This is a genomic window from Sphingomonas sp. 66-10 (assembly GCF_001897045.1).
GTDB lineage: Bacteria > Pseudomonadota > Alphaproteobacteria > Sphingomonadales > Sphingomonadaceae > Sphingomonas > Sphingomonas lycopersici.
This window is the reverse complement of sequence record NZ_MKRR01000094.1, coordinates 124,526-144,536: the sequence shown is the minus strand read 5'-3', so window position 1 is coordinate 144,536 and position 20,011 is coordinate 124,526. Positions and strand designations below refer to the sequence as shown.

Below are 20,011 nucleotides of genomic sequence, written 5' to 3'. Positions count from 1 at the left end.
GGCTTATCATGCTGACCGATATCTTCTGCGATTGGGCACCGCGCCTCCCCCCCCACGTCGTCGCGGTGCCGACCCAGACCGGGATGTTCTGGAGTTCGCCGGTGGCGCTGGTCTGCGCGGTCAATCTGCTGGTCAATGCGGTGATCCGCCAAATCGGACCGCGGGTCGAACAGCGGCTCGAACAGCTGACGCGGCTGCATCAGACCTTCACCGGGTTCGCGGGCCACCAGCCGCCGCGGGCACGACGCGAGTGACGATGCCGGGAAGTTAGTTTTGCCGTCCAAAGCAACATGGACAGAAAAATCCCACCTCCTTACCCCTCGTTTGAAACAAGGCGGGGAGCGGGTGTTGGCGACAGACAGAAATGGTTCGCGCGATCGGGAAGGTTCGGGGCGGAGAAATGCCGTGCTGGCCGCGCTGGCGCTGCTGCTGCCCGGCGCCGCGCCGGCGCCCGACCGCGCGCAGCAATGGATGGCGGATGTCGGCGAGATCGCCAGCGATGCCAATGAGGGGCGCGAGACGGGATCGCGCGGTCATTTGCGCGCTGCGCTTTACGTCGAGCGGCGCTTTCGCGCGATCGGGCTGGCGCCGGCCGGCGAGAAGGGCGGTTTCCGCCAGCAGGTCACGTTCGAACAGCAAATTATCGATCATGCCGCGTCGACCGCCGCGCTGATCGGCCCGGATGGCAAGGCTGCGCCGCTCGCGCTCGGCGCGGACATGCTGATCTCGGCCGACGGCGGGCCGCGCCCGGCGACTGTCGACGCGCCTTTGGTCTTCGCCGGCTATGGCCTGCATCTCCCCGAGCGCGGGCATGACGATTTCGCCGGGCTCGACATCAAGGGCAAGATCGTCGTGACGATCGCGGGCGGCCCGGCCAGCCTGCTCGGCCCCGACAAGGCGAGCAACCGCGCCGAGCGCGCCAAATTCCTCGCGCGCGCCGGGGCGGTCGGGCTGATCACGCTCACCCCGCCGGCGCAGATCGAGATCCCGTGGGAGCGGCAGAAGCTGCTCGCCGGGCAGCCCGGCATGTATCTCGCCGATCCCGCGCTGCGCGAGGTGCCCGCCGGGTTCCTCGTCGCACGGGTCGATGCCGCGACGAGCGAGCGGCTGCTCGCCGGCTCGGGGCATAATTTCGCCGATCTCGCCGCCGCCTCGGATGCGTCGCGCCCGATCCCGGCCTTCGCGCTGCCGCAACGCCTGCGCGCGAGCATCGTTACCCGGCATCGCCAGTTGGTCTCGCCCAATCTGGTCGCGAGGATCGTCGGGAGCGATCCGGCGCTGGCGCGCGAACATGTCGTCATATCGGCGCATCTCGATCATGTCGGGATCGGCCCCGCGATCGGCGGCGACCGCATCTACAACGGCGCGATCGACGACGGCTCGGGGGTCGCCACGGTGCTCGATATCGCGCAGCAGATCGCCAAAGGGCCGCGGCCCAAGCGGTCGATCCTGTTCGTCATCGTCACCGCGGAGGAGGCGGGGCTGCTCGGATCGAGCTATTTCGCCAAGCGGCCGAGCGTTGCCGGCACGATCGTCGCCGATATCAATTTCGACGTCCTGCTCCCGCTCTGGCCGCTGACCAGCGTCCAGGCGCAGGGCGACCGCGAGAGCACGCTCGGCGACATCGCGCGCGCGACCGGCGCGCGGCACGGGCTGGAGATCGTCCCCGATCCCTTGCCCAACCGCAACAGCTTCACCCGCACCGACCAGTACAGCTTCGTCCGCGCGGGAATCCCGGCGCTGGCGTTCAAATTCGGCTTCACCCCCGGCAGCGAGGCGTTCCGCATCGAGCATGACTGGCGCGCGACGCGCTATCATTCGCCGAGCGACGATATCCACCAGCCCGGGCTGCGCCCCGCCGAAGCGATCCGGCTCGATGATTTCGCTGCGGATGTGGCGCGATCGATTGCCGATGATCCGCAGCACCCGCAGTGGCTGGAGACCAGTCTTTTCCGATCACGCTAGGGTCCAGACCCATAAGCGGCAACGGCCTCGACGGAGCGGATTTTGGCGTCAGGCAAGGAGCAAGGAGGAAGCGATGCATTATGCATCGTGACCGACGCGCGACGCCGCATGGCGTCAAAAGACGCCTGCCGCGGAGCGGTCGCCCGGAGGAGCCCGCCGGACGGCGTCGCTTGCTTGCGCGTAGCTTCAGCTACGCGACTGCGCTGCGCTCCTTGCCGGCGGGCTCCTCCGGGCGATCGAGGCCATTGCCGCTTATGGGTCTGGACCCTGACTTATTGCGGAGCGGCGAGGAAACTGCATAGATGGCTCATCAATGGGAGGATTTGCATGAAATCGTTGGTGATGATGACGACAAGCGCGCTGTTCCTGGCGCAGAGTGCGCTGGCGGAGACGCCCGCGCTGCGCCCCGACCAGCAGGCGTTCCGCGCGATCTATCAGGAGCTTGTCGAAACCGACACCAGCATCACCACCGGCAGCTGCACCGCGCTCGCGGCGAAGATCGGCGCGCGGTTCAAGGCGGCGGGGTTCAGCGACAGCCAGATCACCTATTTCTCGGTCCCCGAGGCGCCCAAGGAGGGCGGGGTGGTCATCGTCTATCCCGGCACGTCGCAGGCGGTGAAGCCGATGCTGCTGCTCGGTCATATCGACGTCGTCACCGCGAAGCGCGAGGACTGGACGCGCGATCCCTACAAGATGATCGAGGAAAACGGCTATTTCTACGGCCGCGGCACCGCCGATATGAAGGCGATGGATGCGATCTGGATCGATACCTTGCTGCGCTTCAAGGCGAGCGGCTATAAGCCCAAGCGCACCGTCAAGCTCGCGCTGACCTGCGGCGAGGAAACGACCGGGGCGTTCGACGGGGCCGAATGGCTGTCGAAGAACAAGCCCGATCTGATCGCCGCCGAATTCGCGCTCAACGAGGGCGGCGGTGGCCGCGCGGGGCCGGACGGCAAGCCGACCGTGATGACGCTCCACGTCGGCGAGAAGATCGTCCAGAATTACCGGATCGAGGCGACCAACCCCGGCGGGCACAGCTCGATCCCGATCCCCGACAATGCGATCTACGAACTGGCCGATGCGCTGGTGAAGATCCGCGCCTATGAATTCCCGACCCAGCTCAACGACACGACCCGCGCCTATTTCGCGCGCTCGGGCGCGGCGCGGAAAGACGAGGTCGGCGCGGCGATGATCGCGGTCTCCAAGAATCCGCAGGACGAAGCGGCGGTGGCGGTGCTCAACAAGGATCGCTCCTATCATTCGATGCTGCGCACCACCTGCGTCGCGACCCTGCTTGACGGCGGGCATGCCAATAACGCGCTGCCGCAGCGTGCCGGCGCCAACATCAATTGCCGTATCTTCCCCGGCAACGATGTCGAGGCGATCCGCGCCGATCTCGAAAAGGCGATCGGCGATCCGCGGATGAAGGTAACGCTGGTGCCGCCGATCCGCCCCGCGGCGGTGCCCCCCAAGCTCGATCCGAAGATCGTCGCGCCGGCCGAGAAACTGGTCGCCAAATATTATCCGGGCGTCCCGCTGGTGCCGGTCATGTCGACCGGGGGGACCGACGGTATCTATCTGGAAACGATCGGGATTCCGTCCTACGGCCCGCCGGGCCTATATGGTGATGCGGATAGCGGCGCGCATGGTCTCAACGAACACGCGCGAGTCGATGCGGTCTATAAGGGGCGCGATTTCCTGTTCGATCTGGTCAAGGAATATGCCGGCGGCAGTTGAGCCGTGGCGGTCGCGCGCTGAATTGCGACGGCCTCCGTGCTTCGACTTCTAAGGCGTTGATCGAATTATCTTTCAGATGATACAATGCCGATGCGGGGTCTTGTGCGGAGGCTGTCAATGGATAGGAAATTGGCGAGCGAACGCGATTCCGAACAAAAGGCGCTGGCGGCGCGGTGGAGCATCGCCGCCGAGGCGATCGAGGCCCTGGCCGGTGCCCGTTCATTGGAAGCGGTGGTGAGCGTGCTGCGCGCCTTCGCACGTCGCGCGGTGGGTGCGGACGGCATCACGGTGGTGCTGCGCGAGGAAGATCAATGCCATTATATCGCGGAGGATGCGATGGAACCCTTATGGACGGGCCAGCGCTTCCCGATCGGCACCTGCGTCTCGGGCTGGGCGATGGAGCATCACGAGACGGCGGTGATCGGCGATATCTTCGATGACGAGCGCGTGCCGATCGAAGCGTATCGCAACACCTTCGTCCGCTCGATGCTGATGGTGCCGATCGGGCAGATCGATCCGATCGCCGCGGTCGGCGCTTATTGGTCCGAGCTCGGCCAGCCGACCGACAATGAGATCACCTTGCTCGAGGCGCTGGCGCGCGCGGCCTCGGTGGCGTTGGAAAACGAACGCCTGTCGCGCCGCGCGGGATATTAGGGTCCATCCGGCTCTCTTGTGCTCCCGCGAAGGCGGGAGCCCAGACACGATCATCCCGCGCGCTCGAAGATCGCGGCGATCCCCTGGCCGCCGCCGATGCACATCGTTTCGAGCCCGTAGCGCCCGCCGCGCCGCTGCAGCTCGCGGGTGAGGTTGGCGAGGATGCGCCCGCCGGTCGCGCCGATCGGATGGCCGAGCGAGATCCCCGAGCCGTTGACGTTGAGGATGTCGCGGCGACCGTCGTCGTCCGACCAGCCCCAGCCCTTGAGCACCGCGAGCACCTGCGGCGCGAACGCCTCGTTGAGTTCGACGAGATCGATATCGCCCCAGCCGAGCCCGTTGCGCGCGAACAGCCGCTCGACCGCCGGCACCGGCCCGATCCCCATCCGCGCCGGATCACAACCGGCGGCAGCGGCGCTGTGGAACCAGGCGATCGGCTCGAGCCCGAGTTCGTCGAGCTTTTCCTCCGCGACGACGAGACAGGCGGCGGCGGCGTCATTCTGCTGGCTGGCATTGCCCGCGGTGACGATCGCGCCGGGGATCGTCTTGCCCTCGATCGGCCTTAGCGCGCCCAGCGTCTCCATGCTGGCGTCGGCGCGATAGCCTTCGTCATGCGCGAAGATCACGGGATCGCCCTTGCGCTGCGGCACCGGCACCGGGACGAGTTCGTCGTCGAACAATCCCTTCTGCCACGCCGCCGCGGCGCGCTGGTGCGAGCGAACGGCATAAGCGTCGGCCTGTTCGCGGGTGATATCGTAGTCGCGCGCGAGATTCTCCGCGGTCTCGATCATCCCGGTGATCACCCCGAAACGTTCGACCGGCTGCGACATCACGCGCCCGCGGGTCAGCCGGTCGTGGAGCATCATCCCGCCCGCCCGGTTCCCGCGCCGGCCCTCGACGGTATAATATTCGACGTTCGACATGCTTTCGACGCCGCCCGCGACCACCACGTCGCTCATCCCGGTCTGGACCATCAGCGCCGCATTGATCACCGCCTGCAACCCCGAGCCGCAGCGCCGATCGAGCTGATAGCCCGGCACCTCGATCGGCAGCCCGGCGGCGAGCCACGCCCAATGGCCGATCGCGGGCGCCTCGCCATTGCCGTAACCCTGGCTGAAGACGACATCATCGACGCGCGCCGGATCGATCTTCGTCCGCTCGATCAGGGCCTTGAGCACCACCGCGCCGAGCCGCCCGGCATCGAGGGTGGCGAGGCTTCCCCCGAATCGGCCCACGGCGGTGCGGATCGGCGCAACGATTGCGGCGCGTCTCAGGGTCATAGCGATGTCTCTCCGATTATCCTCGTCGCGCCGGCCATAGCTTGGGCGATTACGTCCCGCCACCCCGCTGCCCGAAGCGGGCATAGAGCGTCGGCAGGACGAACAATGTCAGCAATGTCGCCGAGATCAGCCCCCCGATCACGACGGTGGCGAGCGGCTTCTGGACCTCGGCGCCGGCGCCCGCGCCGAGCGCCATCGGCACGAAGCCGAGGCTGGCGACCAGCGCGGTCATCACCACCGGGCGCAATCGCTGCATCGCCCCGGCGCGCGCGGCCGCGACACGGTCCATCCCCGATCGGATGAGATCCTGGATCGAGCTGACCATGACGAGTCCGTTGAGCACCGCGATCCCCGATAGCGCGATGAACCCCACTGCCGCCGAGATCGAGAAGTCCATCCCGCGCACGAACAGCAGCAATACTCCGCCGACCAGCGCGAACGGCACCCCGGTGAAGACGATCGCGGCATCGCGCACATTGCCGAGCGCGCCGTAGAGCAACAGCAGGATCAGCACGAAGCACGCCGGGATGACGAGCTTGAGCCGCGCGCTCGCCGATTGCAGATTCTCGAACTGGCCGCCCCATTCGAGATAGTTCCCTGCGGGCAGGCGTACCTGCGCGCCGATCGTCCGCTGCGCATCGGCAACGACGCTCCCGACGTCGCGTCCGCGCACATTGGCCTGGACGACGATGCGGCGCTTGCCGTTCTCGCGGCTGATCTGATTGGGGCCGTCGACGATGCGGATCGTCGCGACGCTCGCCAGCGGGACGAACGCGCCGCCGGCGACCGGCACCTGCACGCGCGCGAGCAGCCCGAGATCGGCGCGCTGCGCGTCGGACAGGCGGATCACCACCGGGAAACGCCGATCGCCTTCGAAGATCATCCCCGCGGTGCGGCCGCCCACAGTCGCGGTGATCACGTCCTGCACGTCCTGCGCGGTGACCCCGACCCGCGCCATCGCATCGCGATCGACGCGGATGTCGAGCATCGGCAGCCCGCTGGTCTGCTCGACCTTGACGTCGGCGGCGCCCGCCGTCTTGCGCAGGATGCCGGCGATCTGCTCCGCCGTCCGCGTCATCGCGGCGAAATCGTCGCCATAGACCTTGACCGCGACGTCGCCGCGCACCCCGGCGATCAGCTCGTTGAAGCGCATCTGGATCGGCTGGGTGATTTCATAGGCATTGCCCGGAAACTTCGCGAGTTTGCCTTCCAGTCGCGCGACCAGATCCGCCTTGGCGAGCCGGGGATCGGGCCATTCGCTGCGCGGCTTGAGGATCACGAACATATCGGTCGCGTTGGGCGGCATCGGGTCCGAGGCGAGCTCGGCGGTGCCGGTCTTGGAGAAGACGAACTTCACCTCGGGCTGGCGCGACATCATCCGCTCGATCGGCACCTGCATCGCCTGGCTTTGCTGGACCGAGGTGGCGGGGATGCGCAGCGCCTGGATCAGCAGATCGCCCTCGTCGAGCTGCGGCAGGAACACCTGACCGAGCGCGGCGAAGGCCGCCCCTGCCAGCGCGAGGCTGGCGACCGCCGCGCCGATCGTCAGCGAGGGGCGCCGCATCGCGCGGTCGAGCCCCGGTTCGTAGCGGCGCTTGAGCCACGCGATGATCCGCCCGTCCTCCTCCTCGATCTTCTTCGACAGCCAGATCGCGATCAGCGCGGGGACGAAGGTGAGCGAAAGGATGAAGGCGAAGGCCAGCGCGATGATCACGGTCAGCGCCATCGGCACGAAGGTCTTCCCCTCGACCCCGCTCAGCGTCAGCAGCGGGACATAGACGAGGATAATGATCGCCTGCCCATAGACCGAGGGCCGGATCATCTCGCGCGCCGCCGCGGCGACCGTCGCCAGCCGTTCGCGGCGGTCGGGCAGCCGACCCTCGCGATGCTGCTGCGCGGCGAGCCGGCGCAGCGCATTCTCGACGATGATCACCGCGCCGTCGACGATCAGCCCGAAATCGAGCGCGCCGAGGCTCATCAGATTGGCCGAGACGCCCGCGCGCAACATGCCGAAGCCAGTGAGCATCATTGTGATCGGGATGACCAACGCCGCGATCAGCGCCGCGCGGAAATTGCCGAGCAGCAGGAACAGCACGACGATGACGAGCAATGCGCCCTCGCTGAGGTTCCTCGCCACCGTCTTGATCGTCGCATTGACCAGCGCGGTGCGATCGAGCACCGGCTGGACCACCACATCGGGGGGCAGCGAGGCGTTGATCGCGCGCAGCCGCTCGGCGACCGCGCTCGCCACCGTGCGGCTGTTCTCGCCGATCCGCATCACCGCGGTGCCGACCACCACCTCGGTGCCGTTCTCGGAGGCGGAGCCCATGCGGATCGCCTGTCCGGTGCGCACCGACGCGACCTGATCGAGCGTGATCGGCACCCCCTCGCGCGTCGCGATCACCGTCCGCGCCAGCTCGGCCTCGTTGCGGATCAACGCATCGGAGCGGACCGCGAGCCCCTCGCCGTTGCGGTTGGTGAACCCGCCGCCGACGCTGGTGTTGCCGCGTTCGAGCGCGGTGCCGAGATCGGCCAAGGTCAATCCGAGCGACGCGAGCTTCTGGACGTCGGGAACGACCAGATATTGCTTGGCATAGCCGCCGATCGAATCGATCCCGGCGACCCCCGGCACATTCTTGAGCAACGGGGTGACGATCCAGTCCTGCGCGGTGCGCAGATAGGTCGCCTTGTCCTCCTCGCTCACCAGTCTCTGGCCCTCGGGGGTGATATAGCTGCCGTCGGGTTGCTGACCGGGCTCGCCGGGGCGGTGGTTGTCGTCCTCGCGATGCTGGAGCCGGACGGTCCACATATAGACTTCGCCCAGCCCGGTCGCGATCGGCCCCATTTCGGGGTTCACCCCGGCGGGGAGGTTTTCCTTCACGCCCTGCAGCCGCTCGCCGACCTGCTGGCGGGCGAAATAGATATCGGTCGAATCCGCGAAGACCGCGGTGATCTGCGCGAAGCCGTTGCGGCTCAGCGAGCGGGTATATTCGAGCCCGGGGATACCGGCGAGCGCGGTCTCGATCGGGAACGACACCTGTTTCTCGACCAGTTCGGGCGAGAGCGCGGGGGCGCGGACATTGATCTGGACCTGATTGTTGGTGATGTCCGGCACCGCATCGATCGGCAGCCGGGAAAGCGAATAGGCGCCGATGACGGCGGCGAGGGCGGTGAAAAGCAGGACGAGCCAGCGCTTTTCGACTGCCCAGGAGACGATACGGGCGATCATGGCTCAATCCTCATGCGTGGCTTCGCTCTTGCCGATCTCGGCCTTGAGCGTGAAACTGCCGGTGGTGGCGATCTGCTCGCGGCCGGTGAGGCCGGAGCGGACGATCACCGCGTCGCCCGCGGCGTCGCCGAGCGTCACCGGGGTGACCCGGAAGCCCTGCGGCGTGCGGACGAAGACGACGCTGCGCCCCGCGATCGTCTGGATCGCGGTGGTCGGCACGCGGATCGCATCGCCGCCGGCGTTGCCGGCGAGCTGGACCGAGGCGGTGACCGGTTCCCCGACGCGCCACTGCCCGGCGGTGTTGTCGAGCGTGGCGATGACGGGGACGAGCCGGGTCTGCACATCGAGCGCGGGCGAGACGAATTTGACCCGCGCCGCCGCCTGTCGCCCCGGCGCCGAGACGGTGACGACCGCGCCGGGCCGCACCCTCCCGGCATCGGCGGGCTGGAGGTTGAGCGACAACGACACCCGCGCGAGGTTCGCCACCCGGTACAGCTCGGCATCGGCGGCGACCGTCTGGCCTAGAGTCACCGCGCGCGCGATGATCTGGCCCGAGATCGGTGCGACGATGCCGAGCCGGTTGAGTCCGCCGCCCCCGCCGCCGGCGGCCGACACCTGTTGCTGCGCCTGACGATAGGCGATGCGCGCCTCGGCCGCGGCGGTGCGCGCGGCGATCAGATCCTGCTCGGGCGAGACGCGCTCGGCGAACAGCCGCTGCTCGCGCGCGAGGTTGGAATCGGCAAGCGCGAGCCGCGCGCGCGTGGCCTCCACCTCGCCCTTGAGCTGCGCGGCCTCGCGGCTCTCGATCACCGCCAGCGTCTCGCCGCGCGCGACCGATTGGCCGAGGTTGCGGCTGAGCGCGACGACGCGGCCGCCGATCGCCGCCGACACGACTTGCGTGCCTTCGGGGTCGCCTTCGATCGTCGCGGGCAGATCGATCGTCCCCGCGCCGCCGGTGGTCGGGCGGGCGAGCTGGATTCCCGCCGCCGCGATCTGATCGGCGGTCAGGGTGATCGCATTCTCATTGGCGTGGGCGGTCTCGTTGCCCTCCGCCTTGGGGGCCTCGGGTGCGCTACCACATCCGGCGAGTGCGAGCGCGACGCTCAGAAGGATAAACCCAAACCCGTTCGCCCTGAGCTTGTCGAAGGGCTGTCCTTCCTCATTGGAAGAAAAGGGCAGGGCTTCGACAGGCTCAGCCCGAACGGAGGAGCGCTGCGTCCGCTCAGACGCGGCGCTGTTTCGGATGAAATGCTTCATGGTTGATCCCCCTGGGGCGCGGGGGCGGTGAGCCGCTCCAGCCGCGCGCGCGCATTGTGGTAGGCGGCGAGCGCATCGATCGCGGCGACGCGCGTGTCGGCGAGCGTGCGTTCGGCATCGAGCAGGTCGAGCTGGCCGAACTTGCCCTCGCGATAGCCGATCCGCGCGATCCGCGCGGCTTCCTGCGCGGCCGACAGGGCGGGCCCCGATGCGGTGCGCGCCGCGATCGCGGCATTGGCGACCTCGGCGCGTGCATCGGTGATCGCCTGCTCGATATCGAGCGCGGTGACGCGACGCTGGGCGTCGGCCTTCGACCGCTCGGCGCTGGCCTGCGCCACCGACGCGCGCCCATTGTTGAACAGCGGGATCGGGATCGAGATGCTCAGCACCGCCGCGGTGTCGTTGGTCGCTTCGAGCCGCCGCAGCGCCGGTCCGATGTTGAGATCGGGCACGCGATTGGCACGCGCCAGCCGCACGCCGGCGTCGGCGATCGCAAGATCGGCATCCGCCGCCGCCAGCGCGAGCGTACCTGCGGCGGACGGTGCCGCCTCGGGTCCGTAGCTTGCTGCCGGCACTCGATCGAGCAAGGCATCGTCGAGCGCGTCGTCGATCGGGCGGCCGATGCGCTGGGCAAGGTTGGCGCGCGCGGCGACGGCTAGCCGATCGGCGCGCTCGACATTGGCCGCGGCGTTGATGCGCGCGACATCCGCCCGCTGTTCCTCCAGCGGGGAGGCGCGCCCGGCGCGGACGCGGACGCTCGCTGCACGCAGAGCGTCGCCCGCGATGCGCGCCTGATCGCGCGCGGTGATCAGCCGACGCTGGGCGGCGATCGCCTCGACATAGAGCCGGGTAACCTGAAGCCGCACGTCCGCCGCGGCGACCGCCGCCTGCAGTTCGGCGCGGGAGAGCTGCGCATTGGCCACCCCGACGCGCGCGCCGCGCTTGCCGCCCAATTCGATCGGAAAGGCGACGCCGATCGTCGTCTCCGCGCTGCGCAGCCCGCGATAGGGGCCCGATCCGACGACATTCTCGATCTGGCCCTGCGCGACGGGATTGGGCCGCAGGCCCGCCGCGGTGCGGCTGGCGCGTGCCGCCGCGATTCCCGCCGTTGCCGCCTCGGTGGCGGGTGCGGCGGCACCGGCGACGGACAGCGCCGCCTCCAGCGTGAGCACCGGGCGTGCCGGTGGCTCGGTTTGCGCCTGCGCCATCGTGGCGCAGGACGCCGCGGCGAGCATCGCCGCGAGCATCTTCTTCATGTTCGATGATCCTGACAGATGGTCTCGCGCCGGCGCTGCGGCCGGCGGGCGGGACGGGGTCAGGCTCTCGGCGGTCTCGCGGGGACGCGTTGGCCGGTCGCGACGAGCGCGCGCGCCGGTTCCCCGTTCAGCAGCTTCGCGTCGCGGGTGGCGCAGGGCTGGGGCTGGCCTGTCTCGGGTGTCCCGAGATCATGCCCGTGGCACAGGCCGTGATGATGCGGCAGGCCGTTGTCGCTATCCGCTGGCACTTCGTCGCCGTCGCCGGGGATATGCACCGTGAAGGCGATGCCACTGGTGGTGCCCCCGGCCGCCTCGGCGGCGCGCGCCATCACCGACCAGCTGGTGAACACCAGCATCAGGCAGGCGAGAAGGGGCAGCAGCTTGCGCATCGCGCGCCTTCTATCATCGCTTCGCGGCGGCGGCCAGCGCGACGCGCACGGAACCCGCCTTCGCCGCAAGCGCTTAGCAAGCGGCACGACCAGCCAGTTCATGCAGGGGATCGACAGGCCATGTCCCACCACAAGATCGCGATCGTCGTCGGCAGCCTCAGGAAGGACAGCATCAATCGCAAGATCGCACGCTCGATCGCGACCTTCGCCGCGGACCGGCTCGACAGCAGGATCGTCGAGATCGGCGACCTGCCGCTCTACAATCAGGACTATGATGCCGAGGCGCCGGGGCCGCCCGAATATGCGCGCTTCCGCGACGCGATCAGGGCGGTCGACGGCGTACTGTTCTGCACGCCCGAATATAATCGCGGGATCCCCGGGGTGCTCAAGAATGCGATCGATGTCGGGTCGCGACCCTATGGGGCGAGCGTGTGGGACAAGAAACCCGCCGCGATCGTCAGCGCCTCGCCCGGCGCGATCGGTGGGTTCGGCGCCAATCACCAGCTCCGCCAAGTCTGCGTCTTCCTCAACATGCCGATGATGCAGCAGCCCGAAGCCTATCTGGGCGGGGTCACGCCCGACAAATTCGATGCAGACGGCTGTTTGCAGGAAGGGCCGCTCCGGCAGTTCGTAGTGGGGTTCGCGGCCGCGTTCAGCGAGTGGGTCGAGCTGATCATCCGGTCGCGCAAGATGATCGCCGAAGATGCCGCGCATAGCGCCGCCAAATAATGGATCAGGCTTTCCCGCCGATCCGCGACCAGGCGGCGCGACCGGCCGGCTCGGGCGGCAGGTTGGGGCTGACGCTGCGCAGCCCCTCGAAATCCAGGATCGTTATCTGACCCTTCTTGCGATCGACATAGCCGGTCGCGTCGAGCCGCTTCAGCGTACGATTCACATGAACCGCGGTGAGGCCGAGAAGATCACCGATGAATTGTTGCGTCAGCGGGAAATCGAAGGTGCCGTCGATCACCAGACCGGCGCTGTCGAGCCGGTCGTGCAGGTCGAGCAGGAAGGCGGCCATCCGCGCAAGCGCGGAGGCGCTGCCGATCCAGGTCAGCGCCTGCATCAATGCGACGCGCTCTTTCTGCGTGTTGAGCAGCAGCGCGGCGGTCAGCCGGGGATTGTGCTCGATCAGCCGCCCGATCGCGGCATTGGGGATCGGGCACAGCGAGACATCGGTGATCGCCTCCAATGTCTCGCCCGCGCTCGACAGGACGAGGCTCGGAAAGCCGAGCATGTCGCCCGGCAGATGGACTTTGATCACCTGCCGCTGGCCGTCGCGCAGGATCACCGACGAGGCCGCCCAACCGGCGAGAAGGAAGAATACGCCGTTGACCGGATCGCCCTCGCGGCGGATCGGCTGGTGACGCGCGACCCGGCGGGGGTTCGCTGCCCAGCCGCGGACGAGATTGATGTCGGAAGGCGTGAGGCCGACGAATTCTTCGAGACGATGAAATGGTGGCTGCATCCGGCTTCCTCAAATGCGATCGCCATCATTCAACGCCTAACGTGCCATATTCACCGATGTCACTAACATAGGTGATTCGGACGGAACGGTTATCGCCTACTCGCCAAGCACATTCCGCGGCTCTGCGATTAGCTGCGAAGGTTGCGCCGCGGACGGCGGCGTGGCGCTGAAGCGAAGCCCGAAAAGGACGGCGCCGCTCTCGTCAGTCACCTCCATTCGCCATTCTTCGCCGCGCCAGAAATTCTCGCCCATTTCGCGGATAAGATCGCCCGACAACCTGATGGCGACGCGCTTCGCCGCATCGAGATCAGGAAGCTCATGCGCTTCCGGATCCGGAGCGGCGCCGCCGTCATGGATATTGAAATAATATGTCGGCATACGGTTTTCCGTCCGGAAGACGGCCGATCTCAATATTCCGGTCCGCAACATTATATAGTGTGCGGCAGTTTGCGCCACGGCTAATTTGTCGAGCCAGTCGTGATCGCCCGCTTCACTCAGGTTAATGCCGCATTCGCTGTCCTATGGAATCAGATATCCGCTTTAGTAACAGGAGCGGACATGTTCGATCAGCAGGATCTCGCCTATTTTGCCAAACGGGCGAAGCGGGAACGGGAAATAGCCGAAGCCTCGACTGATGCGGCCGCTCGGCGCGCGCATCTGGAACTCGCCGACGAATATGAACGGCGCGCGCAAGGCTTTGAACCGAAACCAATTCATCATCGTACGACCTGAGCGGCACGGAGGGGGGCCTACCGCACGGACCATTATCGAACGCGTCGCGTTTATCTCCCGAGCGGGAAGGAGATATGGGTGCGTATTGGCCTGATAGGTTCGTCGCTGGTAGCGATGTCGTTGATGCTCTCCACCTGCGGCTCGGCGGAGCAGAATGCGGCGCAGCCCGCCAATGTGACCGTGCCTGATCAGCCGCAGTGGAGCGAGGCGAATGCCGGCCAGCTTCGCGCAGCGATCGCCCATCGCGCGACGCATGGCCTCGATCGTATGAAATTCGGCAGCGCCGCCGATCCCGGCGCACCGCTCGACGATGCGAAGCTGACCGAGCTGGCGCTTACCTATGCAGGAGCGCTGGCGCGGGGCGCGACCGATCCGTCGAAGCTGTTCGCCATCTATTCGCTGCCGCGGCCGCAGCCCGATCTGCGCAAGGGGCTCGCCGACGCGCTCAAGGCGGGCAATGTCGGCGTATGGATCGAGAGCCTGGCGCCGCAGGGCGGTAATTATCGCAAGCTTTCCGCAGCCTATCTTGCGCTCATCAAACAAGGCGGTGGCGGGGCGGCTGCGATCTCCCCGACGGATACATTGTTGAAGCCGGGGATGAGTGATCCGCGCGTTCCGGCGATCGCCGCGCAGCTCGTCGCCTTCGGTTATCTCGATGCGGGGACGCACGGCCGCCGTTATACCGCGGCGATGGCCCGCGCGGTGCAGCAGATGCAGGCCGATTACGGCATCCGCCCCGACGGCGTGATCGGCGGCGATACGCTCCAGATCCTCAACCTCTCCGGCGCCGACCGTGCCCGCGCGATCGCGGTCAATATGGAACGGATGCGCTGGCTCCAGCGCGATCCCCCGGCGACCCGGATCGACGTCAATATCGCCGCGGCGCGGCTGACCTATTGGCGCGACGGCGAGATCGCCGATACGCGCAAGGTGGTGGTGGGCAAGCCCGATACCGCGACCCCGCAACTGGGCTCGCCGATCGTCAGCCTCGTCGCCAACCCCACCTGGACGATACCGCGCTCGATCGAGCGCAAGGAGATCGCGGGCAAGGGCGCAGGCTATCTGCGCCGGCACAATATGGTGTGGAAGAACGGCCGCATCGTCCAGCAATCGGGGCCGGACAATTCGCTCGGGCTGGTCAAGTTCGACATGCAGAACCCGCATGCCATCTATCTGCACGATACGCCGGCCAAGCAGCTGTTCGACGCGATCGAGCGCCAGCGCAGCCACGGCTGTGTGCGGGTCGACGATGCGCTGGGCTTTGCCGAGATGCTGGCGGGCGACGAAGGCGTGCTCGATCAATGGCAGGAGGCGAGCGGCACCGACAAGGAGACCTTCGTCAAGCTGCCGCACGCGATCCCGGTCCGGCTGCTCTACCAGACCGTATTGTTCGACGCGCAGGGCGAGCCGGTGACGCGCAGCGATCCTTATGGCTGGAACGATCGCGTGGCGAAGGCGCTGGGCTTCGATGTCGGCGGCGGCCGGCGGGTGATGAACAGCTACACCGATATCGCGCCGTGAGGCGTAACCCTTCCGTCAGCCCGGCCTTGAGCCGGGGTCTATCGGGAGGCAGGCGGAGGGTAAAGGCTCCGGCCGCGGGATCTGAGGCACGATGGACCCCGGCCCGAGGCCGGGCCACGGTTGCGGTGATGCCACGCCCCTCAAATTTGCGGAGCGCCAATCCGTGCAGGCTGTTCTAATCGCGCCGCCCGCGATATCGGCGCGCGATGGCACCGCGGAGGCACAGGAGACAAAGGCGTCGCCGCGCGCGGCCGGCCACGCCGCTTTCTCCGTTTCTGTTTCTCGGCGCGTTCGCGGTCGGGCTTTTCCTGATCTGGGTCGCCGCGCATGAGCGGCACGAAGCCAAAAAGGAAAAGGCCAAGCAGCCGAAGCTGACGATGGAGCAGGCGCGCGCGGCCAATGCCGCGATCCCGTTCGCCGATCTCAAGCCCAGGCCGGCGCGGCCGTTCTACTTCCGCGGCAACACCGCCTCGCGCGAGCAGGCGACGCAATGCCTCGCCACTGCGGCGCTCTACGAGGCGGGGAGCGACGAGCGCGGCCAGCGCGCGGTGATCCAGGTCGTGCTCAACCGCGTCCGCCGCGCGGGCTTCCCCAAGACGGTGTGCGGGGTGGTCTATCAGGGCGCGACGCGCACCACCGGCTGCCAGTTTTCGTTCAGCTGCGACGGGTCGCGGGCGCGCCGCCCCGAACATGCCGGCTGGGCCGCCGCCCGCCACGCCGCGCAGCGCGCCTTATCGGGCTATGTCTTCCGCCCCGTCGGCACCGCGACGCATTACCACACCGACTGGATCGTGCCTTACTGGATTGGCTCGCTCGACAAGATCGCCAAGGTCAAAAGCCACATCTTCTACCGTCCGCGCGGGTGAGCCCCGGTCAGCGATGCGTCGCGCCGACATGCGGCTCGCCGCGTGCCTCGGCGAAACGCGTCTGGCGCATCCGCTCGGCATAACCCGCGCGCTGGTCGTCGCTGCGCTCGGCATGACAGGCGGGACAACTGACCCCCTCGACATAGAGCGGCGACGCGCGATCCGCCGCGCCGATCGGCCGGCGGCACGCGCGGCACAGATCGTGGCTGCCCTTCGCCAGCCCGTGCACCACCGTCACCCGCTCGTCGAAGACGAAGCATTCGCCTTCCCACAGGCTTTCCTCGGCCGGCACGGTTTCGAGATAGTTGAGGATGCCGCCCTCGAGGTGGTAGACCTCGTCGACCCCCTCCGCCTTGAGGAAGGCGGTGGCTTTCTCGCACCGGATCCCGCCGGTGCAGAACATCGCGACCTTCGGCGCGACGCCGCCTCCCAGCAAGGTGTCGCGCTGCGCACGGAACCAGGCGGGGAAATCGCGGAAGGTCGGCGTCTGCGGATCGATCGCGCCGCGAAAAGTGCCGACCGCCACCTCATAATCGTTGCGCGTATCGATCACGATCGTATCGGGCGCCGCGATCAGCGCATTCCACGCCTCGGGTGCGACATAATGGCCCACATCGGCGAGCGGATCGATATCGGGTTCGCCCATCGTCACGATCTCGCGCTTGATGCGGACCTTCATGCGATGGAACGGCATCGTCGCCGCGCGCGACAGCTTCGGCTCCAGCGCCGCGCAGCCCGGCAGCGCGCGGATATGCGCCAGCACGGCCGCGATCCCGGCGTCGCTCCCCGCGATCGTCCCGTTGATCCCCTCGCGTGCGAGCAGCAGCGTACCCTTGACGCCCTGCGCACGGCACAGCGCCTCGAGCGGCGCCCGGATCGCGGCGCAATCCTCGAACGCGGTGAAGCGATAGAGCGCGGCGACGCAGATCGGCAAAGGAGCTTCGGGTAGCATGACGGCGGCGCTCTTAGAGCGCACAGCGCGATTGTGCCACCTTCGGCCCCGCCGCGGTTGAATTCTAGGAGGTTTTGCCTTACTTTCCAGACCGGGAAAGGAATGCAAGCCATGCCGACGCTGACGGTCACCTCGAAAGGACAGATCACGCTGCGCAAGGATATCCTGCGGCATCTCGGCGCGCATCCCGGCACCAGGCTGGAAATCGACAAGCTGCCCAACGGCGGCATCAAGCTGACCGCGCGTGAGCCGAAGGGAAAGATCGCCGATTTCTGCGGGTTCCTGAAGCGCGAGGGCCAACGGCCGATCAGCATTGAGGAGATGAACGAAGTCATTGCGCGAGGCTGGGCCGGCGAATGAAGATCACCGTGGACACCAACATTCTGGTGAGAGCGGTGACCCAGGATGACGCGGTGCAAGGCCCGATTGCGCGGAAACTGGTGATCGACGCGGCGTTGATCGCCGTCACCCTGCCGGCGCTGTGCGAAACATGCTGGGTTCTCAGCCGCGCGTATAAATTCGGGCATGGCGAGATCGCGGCCGCGATCCGGCTGCTGCTCGAAGCCGACAATGTCGCGATCGAGCGGCAGGCGGTCGAGGCGGGGCTCACGATGCTCGAGGCAGGGGGCGATTTTGCTGACGGCGTTATCGCCTATTCGGGAAAATGGCTGGGCGGTGAAACCTTCGTCTCGTTCGATCGCCAGGCGATCGACTTGCTCGAACGGCGAGGGGAAGCCGCGCAATTGCCCGGCTGACGCGCCGCATCCGCATTGACCGCCCCGCGCGTTGCCGACACTTTATCGGGCGACAAAGGGGGAGAGGATATGGCCGGCTTTTACCAGAAGCACATCCTGCCACGGTTCATCGGCTGCGCCTGCGGCACCAAGCCGATCATGAAGCAGCGCGCCAAGATCGTTCCCAAGGCCGCCGGCGATGTGCTCGAGCTTGGTATCGGCGCCGGGCATAACCTCGCATTTTACGATCCCGCGGCGGTGACCGGCGTGACCGCGATCGAGCCGTCCGCCGAATTGCGCGCGGCGGCGGCGGTCGCGCCCCGCGCCCCGGGTCTCAGGCTCGATCTGCAGGACGGCGTTGGCGAGGCGCTGCCGTTCGATGCCGGTCGGTTCGATTGCATCGTCTGCACTTATACTTTGTGTACCGTCGGCGATGTCGCGGCGACCCTGCGCGAGGCGCGTCGCGTGCTCAAGCCGGGTGGGACCTTGCTGTTCTGCGAACACGGCCTGGCGCCCGATGCGACGGTCGCGCGCTGGCAGCGCCGGATCGATCCGGTGTGGAAACGGATCGCGGGCGGCTGCCATCTGTCGCGCCCGGTGGCGTCGGCGATCGCCGCGCAGGGTTTCGCGATCGAACGGCTCGATACGATGTACCTCCCCGGAACGCCCCGGTTCGCCGGCTGGAATGAATGGGGCACCGCGCGGCCGGCCTGAGCAAGGGGCGGGCTTTCGGCCGATCGTCGTTAGGGATAAATTCGAGGCAGCGCAGGAGAGGAAGGTCGGATGAGCAAGGTTCTCGTCGAACGTCGCGGCCAGACGACGATCGTGACGATCAACCGCGCCGAGCGGCGCAATGCGGTCGATACCGAGACCGCCGATCTGCTGCGCAGTGCCTTTGCGGCATTCGATGCCGATCACGACGCGCGCGTCGCGATACTGACCGGGGCGGGCGGCACCTTCTGCGCCGGCTATGACCTCCACAGCGTCAGCACCTCTCCGCCGCCGTACGAAGCGCACGGCCCCGGCCCGATGGGGCCGACGCGGATGCTGTTGTGCAAGCCGGTGATCGCCGCGGTGGAGGGTTATGCCGTCGCGGGCGGGCTTGAACTGGCCCTGTGGTGCGATCTGCGCGTCGCCGCGGCCAATGCGGTGTTCGGGGTATTCTGTCGCCGCTGGGGCGTCCCGCTGATCGACGGCGGGACCGTCCGGCTGCCGCGGATCGTGGGGCAGGGACGGGCGCTCGACATGATCCTGACCGGGCGACCCGTCGCCGCCGAGGAAGCGCTGGCGATCGGGCTCGCCAACCGCGCGGCGCCCGAGGGCGGGGCGCTCGACGAGGCGCTGCGGCTTGCCGAGATGATCGCCTCCTTCCCGCAGATGTGCATGCGCGCCGATCGCATGTCGTCGTACAAGCAATGGGACAGCGATCTGGTCGAGGCGTTGCGCGCCGAGGCGGTGCGCGGCGAAGGGCCGCTCAACGCCGAGGGACTGGCCGGCGCGTCGCGCTTCGCCGGCGGCGCCGGCCGCGCGGGGCGGTTCGACGGGTAGGGGCGATCGGAGGGTGAAGGCATCATGCTCGAAATAACCGAACGGTTCATATTTCGCGCGCGATGCTTCCGGTTACCGATAAAGCTTCTCCACGCGGCCGTAGCTGCCGCGGACATCGCCTTTGATCCAGTCGGCGAGCAGCTTCAGATAGCCGTCGGTGATCCGTGTCGCGGTGCGGCTGCCGTCGGCATTGGTGCGGAATTCGACGATGCCATGGTCGGTGTCCGGGAACAGATAAGCGTCGATCGGCTGGCCGGCGGCGTGGAGCTTCGACAGGATCGCCTGCGTCGCGACGATCGGCGCCTCGCGATCCTCGCCGGCGAGCACCCAGAGCAGCCGCACCTTGAGCTTCCGCAATGCGGCTTCGGCGTCATAATCCCAGATCAGTTCGAGATTGTCGAAGCGTGCCCGCCCGATGCGGCG

18 protein-coding genes and 3 pseudogenes are annotated in these 20,011 nt (G+C 67.6%); 12 read left to right on the top strand and 9 right to left on the bottom strand.

All coding sequences use genetic code 11. The annotated features are described in order from the left end of the window. The 4 genes and pseudogenes from BGN95_RS08080 to BGN95_RS08065 form a co-directional block, all read left to right on the top strand. Window positions 1-254 (top strand): annotated as a pseudogene (locus BGN95_RS08080) (MurR/RpiR family transcriptional regulator); the annotation flags it as partial. Window positions 255-405: 151 nt separating this feature from the next. Beyond that, entirely contained in the window at window positions 406-1,965 is a 1,560-nt protein-coding gene (locus BGN95_RS08075) for a M28 family metallopeptidase (RefSeq protein WP_286772280.1), read from the top strand. Window positions 1,966-2,292: 327 nt separating this feature from the next. Beyond that, complete coding sequence (locus BGN95_RS08070) at window positions 2,293-3,702, top strand: M20/M25/M40 family metallo-hydrolase (RefSeq protein WP_286772279.1); 1,410 nt, start codon at window positions 2,293-2,295, stop codon at window positions 3,700-3,702. Between the two features lie 117 nt (window positions 3,703-3,819). After that, window positions 3,820-4,335 (top strand): annotated as a pseudogene (locus BGN95_RS08065) (GAF domain-containing protein); the annotation flags it as partial. 71 nt (window positions 4,336-4,406) lie between these two features. Here the strand turns inward: BGN95_RS08065 and BGN95_RS08060 are convergent. The 5 genes from BGN95_RS08060 to BGN95_RS08040 are packed head-to-tail and all read right to left on the bottom strand — an operon-like array spanning window position 4,407 to window position 11,767. Continuing rightward, the gene (locus tag BGN95_RS08060) at window positions 4,407-5,636 is read right to left on the bottom strand and encodes an acetyl-CoA C-acetyltransferase (RefSeq protein WP_286772277.1); all 1,230 of its coding nucleotides are present in this window, start codon (window positions 5,634-5,636) and stop codon (window positions 4,407-4,409) included. A 49-nt stretch (window positions 5,637-5,685) separates the two neighbouring features. Next, window positions 5,686-8,865: an efflux RND transporter permease subunit gene (locus BGN95_RS08055; RefSeq protein WP_286772276.1), complete on the bottom strand. Its 3,180-nt coding sequence runs from the start codon at window positions 8,863-8,865 to the stop codon at window positions 5,686-5,688. 3 nt (window positions 8,866-8,868) lie between these two features. Beyond that, entirely contained in the window at window positions 8,869-10,122 is a 1,254-nt protein-coding gene (locus tag BGN95_RS08050) for an efflux RND transporter periplasmic adaptor subunit (RefSeq protein WP_286772275.1), read from the bottom strand. Next, window positions 10,119-11,378 carry a TolC family protein gene (locus BGN95_RS08045; RefSeq protein WP_286772274.1) on the bottom strand — a complete coding sequence of 420 codons (1,260 nt, stop codon included), beginning with the start codon at window positions 11,376-11,378 and terminating at the stop codon, window positions 10,119-10,121. The genes BGN95_RS08050 and BGN95_RS08045 overlap by 4 nt, the downstream gene beginning before the upstream one ends. A gap of 59 nt (window positions 11,379-11,437) precedes the next feature. Next, window positions 11,438-11,767, bottom strand: a complete 330-nt coding sequence (locus BGN95_RS08040) for a hypothetical protein (protein ID WP_286772272.1) — start codon at window positions 11,765-11,767, stop codon at window positions 11,438-11,440. A 120-nt stretch (window positions 11,768-11,887) separates the two neighbouring features. Between BGN95_RS08040 and BGN95_RS08035 the strand changes: the two genes are divergently transcribed. Then, window positions 11,888-12,496, top strand: a complete 609-nt coding sequence (locus tag BGN95_RS08035; RefSeq protein ID WP_179511149.1) for an NADPH-dependent FMN reductase — start codon at window positions 11,888-11,890, stop codon at window positions 12,494-12,496. A 4-nt stretch (window positions 12,497-12,500) separates the two neighbouring features. Here the strand turns inward: BGN95_RS08035 and BGN95_RS08030 are convergent, their stop codons facing one another. Both BGN95_RS08030 and BGN95_RS08025 read right to left on the bottom strand, forming a co-directional pair. Then, entirely contained in the window at window positions 12,501-13,235 is a 735-nt protein-coding gene (locus tag BGN95_RS08030; RefSeq protein ID WP_265268667.1) for a Crp/Fnr family transcriptional regulator, read from the bottom strand. A gap of 96 nt (window positions 13,236-13,331) precedes the next feature. Further along, the gene (locus BGN95_RS08025) at window positions 13,332-13,613 is read right to left on the bottom strand and encodes a DUF6894 family protein (protein ID WP_286772266.1); all 282 of its coding nucleotides are present in this window, start codon (window positions 13,611-13,613) and stop codon (window positions 13,332-13,334) included. Between the two features lie 180 nt (window positions 13,614-13,793). Between BGN95_RS08025 and BGN95_RS08020 the strand changes: the two genes are divergently transcribed. The 3 genes from BGN95_RS08020 (at window position 13,794) to BGN95_RS08010 (ending at window position 16,354) form a co-directional block, all read left to right on the top strand. Next, complete coding sequence (locus tag BGN95_RS08020) at window positions 13,794-13,967, top strand: hypothetical protein (RefSeq protein WP_179511152.1); 174 nt, start codon at window positions 13,794-13,796, stop codon at window positions 13,965-13,967. Between the two features lie 78 nt (window positions 13,968-14,045). Further along, window positions 14,046-15,488, top strand: a complete 1,443-nt coding sequence (locus BGN95_RS08015; RefSeq protein ID WP_286772261.1) for a L,D-transpeptidase family protein — start codon at window positions 14,046-14,048, stop codon at window positions 15,486-15,488. A gap of 206 nt (window positions 15,489-15,694) precedes the next feature. Continuing rightward, on the top strand, window positions 15,695-16,354 hold the full coding sequence (locus BGN95_RS08010) for a cell wall hydrolase (protein WP_353744685.1): 660 nt from the start codon (window positions 15,695-15,697) through the stop codon (window positions 16,352-16,354). A gap of 7 nt (window positions 16,355-16,361) precedes the next feature. On the opposite strand, the gene trhO is transcribed toward BGN95_RS08010, so the two are convergent. Continuing rightward, window positions 16,362-17,306, bottom strand: coding sequence for an oxygen-dependent tRNA uridine(34) hydroxylase TrhO (gene trhO, locus BGN95_RS08005; protein WP_179511154.1), 945 nt, complete (start codon window positions 17,304-17,306; stop codon window positions 16,362-16,364). Window positions 17,307-17,417: 111 nt separating this feature from the next. Here trhO and BGN95_RS08000 point away from each other — a divergent pair, with 111 nt between their 5' ends. From BGN95_RS08000 to BGN95_RS07985, 4 genes are all read left to right on the top strand, one after another. Beyond that, on the top strand, window positions 17,418-17,666 hold the full coding sequence (locus BGN95_RS08000) for an AbrB/MazE/SpoVT family DNA-binding domain-containing protein (protein ID WP_179511155.1): 249 nt from the start codon (window positions 17,418-17,420) through the stop codon (window positions 17,664-17,666). Beyond that, window positions 17,663-18,061 (top strand): type II toxin-antitoxin system VapC family toxin, encoded by a 399-nt coding sequence (locus BGN95_RS07995; protein WP_286772252.1) that lies wholly within the window; start codon window positions 17,663-17,665, stop codon window positions 18,059-18,061. Before BGN95_RS08000 ends, BGN95_RS07995 begins: the two co-directional genes overlap by 4 nt. 69 nt (window positions 18,062-18,130) lie before the next feature. Next, window positions 18,131-18,754: a class I SAM-dependent methyltransferase gene (locus BGN95_RS07990; RefSeq protein WP_286772250.1), complete on the top strand. Its 624-nt coding sequence runs from the start codon at window positions 18,131-18,133 to the stop codon at window positions 18,752-18,754. A gap of 69 nt (window positions 18,755-18,823) precedes the next feature. Continuing rightward, entirely contained in the window at window positions 18,824-19,588 is a 765-nt protein-coding gene (locus tag BGN95_RS07985; protein ID WP_286772247.1) for a crotonase/enoyl-CoA hydratase family protein, read from the top strand. A gap of 72 nt (window positions 19,589-19,660) precedes the next feature. Here the strand turns inward: BGN95_RS07985 and BGN95_RS07980 are convergent. Next, a pseudogene (locus BGN95_RS07980) lies at window positions 19,661-20,011 on the bottom strand (alpha/beta hydrolase family protein); the annotation flags it as partial.